The organism is Devosia equisanguinis (genome assembly GCF_900631955.1).
Lineage (GTDB): Bacteria > Pseudomonadota > Alphaproteobacteria > Rhizobiales > Devosiaceae > Devosia > Devosia equisanguinis.
The window spans coordinates 1-7945 of sequence record NZ_UZWD01000059.1; the positions used below are offsets into that span (position 1 = coordinate 1).

The window sequence follows — 7945 nt, forward strand, 5'->3', positions numbered from 1 at the left end:
CCCTCCCCCTCAAGGGGGGAGGGAGCGAAGGAACCAAAGCTTCTGAGCGTCATCATCACTGCTCCACCGCCCGGCCCTTGAGCGCGAACAGCCCTCTTGGACGCCGTTGGATGAAGAGGATGATCAGCACCAGGATCAGGATCTTGCCCAGCACCGCGCCGGCATAGGGTTCGAGGAATTTGTTGGCCACGCCCAGTGTCAGGGCGCCGACCAGCGTGCCCCAGAGATTGCCGACGCCGCCAAAGACCACGACCATGAAACTGTCGATGATGTAGTTCTGGCCCAGGTTCGGCGAGATATTGTCGATCTGGGTCAGCGCCACGCCCGCCAGACCGGCAATGCCCGAGCCCAGCCCGAAGGTCATGGCGTCGACAAAGGGGGTGCGGATGCCCATGGCCGAGGCCATGCGGCGGTTCTGCGTCACGGCGCGCATCTGCAGCCCCAGCGGCGTGCGGTTGAGCACCAGCAGCAGCATGAAGAACACGATCAACGCGAAAATGACGATCCAGAACCGGCCATAGGTGATGGAGAGGCCGAAGAATTCGGTCGAGCCGCTCATCCATGTGGGGGCGATGACCATCTGGTTGGTCGGCCCGAAAATCGAGCGCACCGTCTGTTGCAGGATCAGCGAAATGCCCCAGGTGGCGAGCAGGGTTTCAAGCGGGCGGCCATAGAGCCAGCGAATGACGCCGCGCTCGATGCCGACGCCAATGGCCCCGGTGACGAGGAAGGCGCAGGGCAGGGCGATCAGCAGCGAATAGTCGAGCAATCCCGGAAAATTCTGGCGGATGACCAGCTGCACCATGAAGGTCGTATAGGCGCCCAGCATCACCATCTCGCCATGCGCCATGTTGATGACGCCCATGACCCCGAAGGTGATGGCAAGCCCGATGGCGGCCAGCAGCAGCACCGAGCCCAGCGAAATGCCGAACCACACATTCTGCAAGGCACCCCACACAGCGCGTTCCTGTTCAAGACCGGCCAGGGCTGACTGGATCGTGGGGCGCAGCTCTTCGGGTGCGGAGTTCAGCGCCCCGGTGAGAATGGTAATGGCGGCGCGCCCGGCATTGGCGGCGACCTGCGGCACGGCGGCACTCTTGTCGTCGATGCTGGCGTCGTCGCTGGCGAGGATGGTCACCGCCCGCGCCGTCTGCATGGCCTTGAGCACATTGGCGTCGGTTTCCTCGGCAATGGCCTCATCCAGCAGCGGCAGAATGGCGGGATCGGGCTTGGCCATGAAAGCGTTGGCGGCAGAGAGACGGGTCGCCGCACTCTCGCTCATCAAGGTCATGCCGCTCACCGCCACCGAAACGTCGCGGCGCAGGCTGTTATTGATGCGGATACGCGCGAAGTCGGCGCCTTCGGGTGGATCGATCGCTTCGCCGGAGACCGGATCAACATAGGCCGAGCCGCGCTGGATGGCGACGAGGCCAGTGGTCTTGTCGGCATAGAGCGTGCCATCGGCGAGAGCCTGCAAAGCGGGGACAACACTGGTGTCGCCGGTCGCGGCCAGCTCGGTGACGATCTGCCCCAATTCCTTGAGGCTGGCCTTGCCCATGGATTGTACGAGGGCCGAAATGTCTGCGCTGGCATCCTGGCCGTGGGCATTTGGAAAAATCAGGAACGGCAGGGCCATAAGCACCAGGCGGATTGCGCGGAGAATGGTCATGGTTCTGGCGTCCTTGGTTTTTGGTGTGGTGTGGAGAGAACCCCCACCCGGCCTCCCCCTTAAGGAGGGGGAGGGGAAGATTTGTGCTTGGGTGAGATCCCGCCTCAGCCACCGGCCCATCCCTCCCCTGCTTCAGGGGGAGGTTAGGTGGGGTGGCCCTTGCCTTACTGCGCCGCGGCGCCGCAGGTCTTGGTTTCGGTATTGTAGTTGCCGCAGTTGATCGGGGCGGTCCAATCGGCTTCGAGCATCTTGGATTCCGGCAGGTAGTCGGACCAGGCATCGCCGGGGACGAGATCTTCGGTTTCCCAGACCACGAAGAACTGGCCATCATCCTGGATTTCACCGATCAGCACCGGCTTGGTGATGTGGTGGTTGGGGAGCATCTTGGCCATGCCGCCGGTCAGGTTCGGGGTTTCAAGGCCGACAATGGCGTCGATGACAGCGTCTGAATCAGTGGTGCCGGCAGCTTCGACAGCCTTCACCCAGAGGTTGAAGCCGATCATATGGGCTTCCATCGGGTCATTGGTGACGCGCTTGTCGTCGCCGATATAGTCGTGCCAGGCCTTGATGAACTCGGCATTCTCGGGCGTATCGACGCTCATGAAGTAGTTCCAGGCGGCCAGGTGCCCCACCAGCGGGGTGGTGTCGAAGCCGGAGAGTTCCTCCTCGCCCACCGAGAAGGCCACGACCGGGATGTCCTCGGCCTTGATGCCCTGATTGCCCAGTTCGCGGTAGAACGGCACGTTGGCATCGCCATTGATGGTGGAGACCACGGCGGTCTTCTTGCCGGCCGAACCGAAAGCCTTGATATCGGAGACGATGGTCTGCCAGTCGGAATGACCGAAGGGCGTGTAATTGATCATGATGTCTTCGGCGGCCACACCCTTGTCGAGCAGGTATTGCTCGAGGATCTTGTTGGTGGTTTGCGGATAGACATAGTCGGTGCCGGCCAGCACCCAGCGCTCGACTCCCTCGTCGTTCATCAAATAGTCGACGGCCGGAATGGCCTGCTGGTTGGGCGAAGCGCCGGTGTAGAAGACGTTGCGCTGGCTTTCCTCGCCCTCATACTGGACGGGGTAGAACAGCAGGCTGTTCAGTTCCTCGAACACCGGCAGCACCGACTTGCGGCACACCGAGGTCCAGCAGCCGAACACGGCGTCGACATCGTCAACTTCGATCAGCTGGCGGGCCAGTTCGGCGGCCAGCGGCCAGTCGGAGGCAATGTCGACCACGACGGGTTCGATCTGCTTGCCGAGAAGACCGCCCTTGGCGTTTTGCTGTTCGATCAGGAACAGCATCGTGTCCTTGAGCGTGGTTTCGGAAATGGCCATCGTGCCCGACAGCGAATGCAGAATGCCGACCTTGATGGTGTCGTCCTGGGCCATGACCGGCGTCATGGACAGCGAGACGCTGCCGGCGAGAACCGCAGCGAGCAGAGCGCTCTTGGCGCTGAAATAGGTCATTGTGTTAGTCCCTCTGAAGATTTGTTCCCCGAGACACCAAGGGAGGCGTCTGGGGAGACACTGGGACCATTCTTAACTTGAGCCCTATACGTCGATTGACGTAACCGCTCGGCGGCACACTCCGCGCCGGTCAGCGAAAGGCCTGAAAAACCGCGTGATTTCGGTTGGTTTCATGCTAATGAAGGCCCTGGCGATTTTTTGGGCAACGCGCAAAACTGGTTAAGGCCTGGGCGGATCATGGCACGGCAGAGGATCATTCCGGTCAGGCGCGCATATAATCGCTGGGTCGCCAACCAGACCCTGGAAGACTATGCGCTGCGCTTCACGGCCAAGTCGGCGCGGCGCTTTTCCAATGACCGAATCTCGCAGACCGCCATCGGCGCCATTTCCTTCCTCGCGCTCGAAGCCATCGGCGGCGCCATCACCCTCAGCTATGGCACCACCAATGCGCTGATCGCCATTCTGATCGCTTCCATCGCCATTCTGCTGGTCGGCGTGCCGATCGCGCGCTACGCCACCCGGCATGGCGTCGATGTCGACCTGCTCACCCGTGGAGCGAGCTTTGGCTATATCGGCTCGACCATCACCTCGCTGATCTATGCCAGCTTCACCTTCATTCTCTTCGCCATTGAAGCCTCGATCATGGCCAGCGCCTTGCAGCTGGCGTTCGGGCTGCCGCTCTGGATCGGCTACATCATTTCCGCCGTGGCGGTGATCCCGCTGGTCACCCACGGCATCCGCATGATCAGCCGCTTCCAGCTCATCACCCAGCCGTTCTGGATCGTCCTCAACATCCTGCCCTTCGTCTTCATCGCCTTCATGGATTGGGAGAAGTTCGATCTCTGGCGCGCCTTCAATGGCCTGGGTCAGCCCGAAGGCGCGGCCGGCAGTATCGCCGCGTTCGAGGTCGCCAAGTTCGGCGCCGCCTCCGCTGTCATCCTGGCGCTGATGACCCAGATTGGCGAGCAGGTGGATTTCCTGCGTTTCCTGCCCGCCGAGGGCGCGCCGAAATGGCGGCAGAAGCTTGGCATCTTTCTCGCAGGGGCAGGGTGGGTGGTCGTGGGGGCGCCCAAGCTGATCGCCGGCTCGTTCCTCGCCTTCCTCGCCCTATCCTCCGGGGTCTCCCCCGAACACGCCTCCGAGCCGGGCTATATGTATGCCGTCGCCTTCGGCTACATGATCCCCAATGAATTCGTGGCGCTGATGCTGATGGCCGGCTTCGTGGTCATCAGCCAGCTCAAGATCAATGTCATGAACGCCTATGCCGGCTCGCTGGCCTGGTCGAACTTCTTCTCCCGCCTCACCCATAGCCATCCCGGCCGCGTCGTTTGGCTGTTGTTCAATGTCGCCATCGCGCTGCTATTGATGGAGCTGGGCATCTACCGGCTGCTCGAAGAGACGCTTGGCACCTTCTCGATCATTGCCATGGCCTGGCTCTGCTCGATCTCTGCAGACCTCTTCGTCAACAAGCCATTGGGCCTGGCCCCTCCGGGCATCGAGTTCAAGCGCGCCCATCTCTATGACATCAATCCGGTCGGCGTCGGCTCGATGCTGCTCTCGGCCACCATTGCGCTCGCCGCCCATTTCGGTCTCTTCGGCGAGATGGCGGCGGCGCTTGCGCCCTATATTGCCCTTGTCGTCTGCTTCGTCGCCTCGCCCACCATCGCCTGGGCCACCAGGGGCAAATACTACCTCGCTCGCAAGCCGCGCAAAGCCTGGGCCAACAAGACTGCTGTCACCTGCTCGATCTGCGAACATCCTTTCGAGCCCGAGGACATGGCCTGGTGTCCCGCCTATGCGGCGCCGATCTGCTCGCTCTGCTGTTCGCTCGACGCCCGCTGCCACGACATGTGCAAGCCCAAGGCGCATTTCCGGGCCCAGACCCACGCCGTCGCCGCGACGGTGTTGCCGCAATGGATGATCGACAAGCTCCAGAGCCGGCTGGGTCGCTATGGCATCTCCATGGCTGTCGCCACCGCCATTCTCGCCGGTATTTTGGGCCTCATTTACTATTTCGCGGGTCGCTCGGCCCCGCACACAGCCGATGTGGTGGGCGGCACGCTGCTCGTCGTCTTCTTCGTCTTCGCCGTCGCCGCCGGAATCATGACCTGGTTCCTGGTCCTGGCGCATGACAGCCGCCTCGTCGCCGAGGAGGAAAGCTCCCGCCAGAACACGTTGCTGCTCAAGGAAATCGACGCGCATGGCCGTACCGATGCCGAATTGCAGCGCGCCAAGGAAAAAGCCGAGGCCGCCAACCAGGCCAAGAGCCGCTACGTTGTCGGCCTCAGCCACGAATTGCGCACCCCGCTCAATGCGGTGATGGGCTATGCGCAGATCCTCGAACGGGACGCCGCCATGCCCGAAAACCGCCGGGGTTCGGTGCAGGTCATCCGCCGCAGCGCCGAGCATCTGTCCGGTCTCATCGATGGACTGCTCGATATTTCCAAGATCGAGGCCGGGCGGCTGCAGGTCTATTCTAACGAGATCAACCTGCAGGATTTCCTCGACCAGCTTGTCGACATGTTCCGCCTGCAGGCCCAGGCCAAGGGGCTGGAATTCCGCCACAGTCGCGCCAAGGCGCTGCCCGCCTATGTGCGCACGGACGAAAAGCGGCTGCGGCAGATCCTCGTCAACCTGCTCTCCAACGCTATCAAGTTCACCAGTGCCGGCCATGTCAGCTTCGATGTCGGCTACCGCATGCAGGTGGCGACTTTCACCATCGAGGATAGCGGTTCCGGCATCACGGCAGACGATCTCCCCCACATCTTCGAGCCCTTCGTGCGCGGCGAGGCCGAGAAAAACCGCTTCACCCCCGGCCTTGGCCTCGGTCTCACCATCACCAAGCTGCTCACCGAAACGCTGGGCGGAGAAATCACCGTCACCAGCACGCCGGGGCAGGGCACCCGCTTTGTGGCCCGGCTCATGCTGACCAAGGTCGAGCGGCCATCCAAGCGCCTCGCCACCACGCAGCCGATCACCGGTTATACCGGTCCGGCGCGTACCATCATGGTGGTCGACGACAACGAAGACCACCGCGAGCTCATGCGCCAGATGCTCGAGCCGCTGGGCTTTGCGGTGGTGTCGGCAGAGAGTGGGGACGAGTGTTTGGCCAAGCTCGATGCATGGGCTTGGTCGTCCAAGCAGCGATCGGCCTCCCTCACACCGGCCGCAACCCCACCCAAGATCGTCACACCACCACAGATCGTCACCCTCGGGCTCGACCCGAGGGCTCTTAACTTGCCCAATTCTCCCCAAGTGCAGGCCCCTCGGGTCAAGCCCGAGGGTGACGCTTCGAGCGAGGGGATGGCAGCATTTGCCCCCCATCTTTACTTCGTCGACATCCGCATGCCGGGGATGAGCGGCTGGGACCTCGTCGCCGCGCTGCGCGAACGCGGCATCGCTGCCCCCATCATCATGCTCTCGGCCAATATCGGCGATGGCGCCAATCCCACCGGCGCCGATGCCGGTCATTCCGACACGCTGGCAAAACCCTTCGAGCTCAACCAGCTGATCGACAAGCTGGGCACGCATCTGGCGATAGACTGGACCCATGCCGTGCCGCCATCCGCTCCGGCCGCCCAGACAGCCGCGCCAAAATCCCCCGGCGCCGAGGCCTTGCGCGATCTCGCCAATCTGGGGCAAATCGGCCATGTACGGGGGATCGAGGCCAGGCTGACGGAACTGGCCGCCGATCCAGCCAATCTGCCATTGGTGGCGGTGCTGCGCCGCCATATGGAAAATTTTGATTTTGAGGCTTATGCCGAAGCGCTGGAGCGGGTGAGCCATGAGCAGGATTGAGAAAGAACAGGACATTGTGCTGCTGGTCGACGATTCCCCGGAATCACTCGGCTTTCTTACCGCGGCGCTGGAGGATGCCGGCGTCACCGTGCTGGTGGCGCGCTCCGGCGACATGGCGCTCAACATCGTTGAGCGGGTCATTCCCGATGTGGTGCTGATGGATGCGGTCATGCCGGGTCTTGACGGTTTCGAGACCTGCCGCCGCATGAAGGCGCTGGCGACGCTCGCCCATGTCCCCGTCATCTTCATGACCGGGCTGACCGAGACCGAGCATATCGTGCATGCGCTTGAAAGCGGCGGTGTCGATTATCTCAGCAAGCCGATCAATGTCGATGAATTGCGCGCTCGCATTCGTGTCCACCTCGCCAATGCCCGCCGTGCCCAGAGCGCCCGCATCGCGCTCGATGCCGCCGGCCGGCATCTGGTCGCTTTTGCCGCCTATGGCACGGTGTTGTGGTCCACGCCACAGGCCAATCGCTTGCTCGAACGCTCCGGCATGGATGCGCGGGTGCAGGCCGAGATGTCGGCCAATTTCGCCGCCTGGCACCTGCTCGAGGGCGCACAGGCCCAGCCCGGCGACGCCTTTTCGCTGGGTGGCAATGGCGCCACTGGTCTGCAGTTTTCCTATCTCGGCATGGTCGGCGGCGATGAATATCTGTTCCGCCTGAGCCGCATGCAGGCGGAGGGGCAGGAGGACGCCCTGCGCCAGCAGTTCGGCCTGACCCAGCGCGAAAGCGAAGTGCTGCTGTGGATCGCCCGCGGCAAGTCCAATCGCGATATCGGCGACATTCTGGGCCTCAGCCCGCGCACGGTGAACAAGCATCTCGAGCAGGTCTACACCAAGCTCGGTGTCGAAAACCGCGCCTCCGCTGCCATCAAGGCCATCCAGGCCATGCAGGCACCATTCGAGCTGTAGATCAATTCAAACTGAGGTGGGCCCAGGCGCTTTCGCCTCCCTCCCCCCTGAGGGGAGGGATTGAGGGTGGGGGTCCATCAGTGTGTCACTGAACTACCC

General features: G+C 62.7%; 4 protein-coding genes. 2 read left to right on the forward strand and 2 right to left on the reverse strand.

All coding sequences use genetic code 11. The features are described from left to right. Window positions 1-55: 55 nt before the first annotated feature. Both urtB and urtA read right to left on the reverse strand, forming a co-directional pair. Window positions 56-1669 (reverse strand): urea ABC transporter permease subunit UrtB, encoded by a 1614-nt coding sequence (urtB, locus tag DEVEQU_RS18850; protein WP_126152155.1) that lies wholly within the window; start codon window positions 1667-1669, stop codon window positions 56-58. Between the two features lie 164 nt (window positions 1670-1833). Next, a complete protein-coding gene (gene urtA / locus DEVEQU_RS18855; protein ID WP_126152156.1) occupies window positions 1834-3132 on the reverse strand; it encodes an urea ABC transporter substrate-binding protein in 1299 nt (432 codons plus the stop codon). Between the two features lie 234 nt (window positions 3133-3366). On the opposite strand from urtA, the gene DEVEQU_RS18860 reads away from it, so the two are divergent. Beyond that, window positions 3367-6930: an ATP-binding protein gene (locus tag DEVEQU_RS18860; protein ID WP_223214290.1), complete on the forward strand. Its 3564-nt coding sequence runs from the start codon at window positions 3367-3369 to the stop codon at window positions 6928-6930. Beyond that, a complete protein-coding gene (locus tag DEVEQU_RS18865; RefSeq protein WP_126152157.1) occupies window positions 6917-7846 on the forward strand; it encodes a response regulator transcription factor in 930 nt (309 codons plus the stop codon). The genes DEVEQU_RS18860 and DEVEQU_RS18865 overlap by 14 nt, the downstream gene beginning before the upstream one ends. Window positions 7847-7945: the final 99 nt, after the last annotated feature.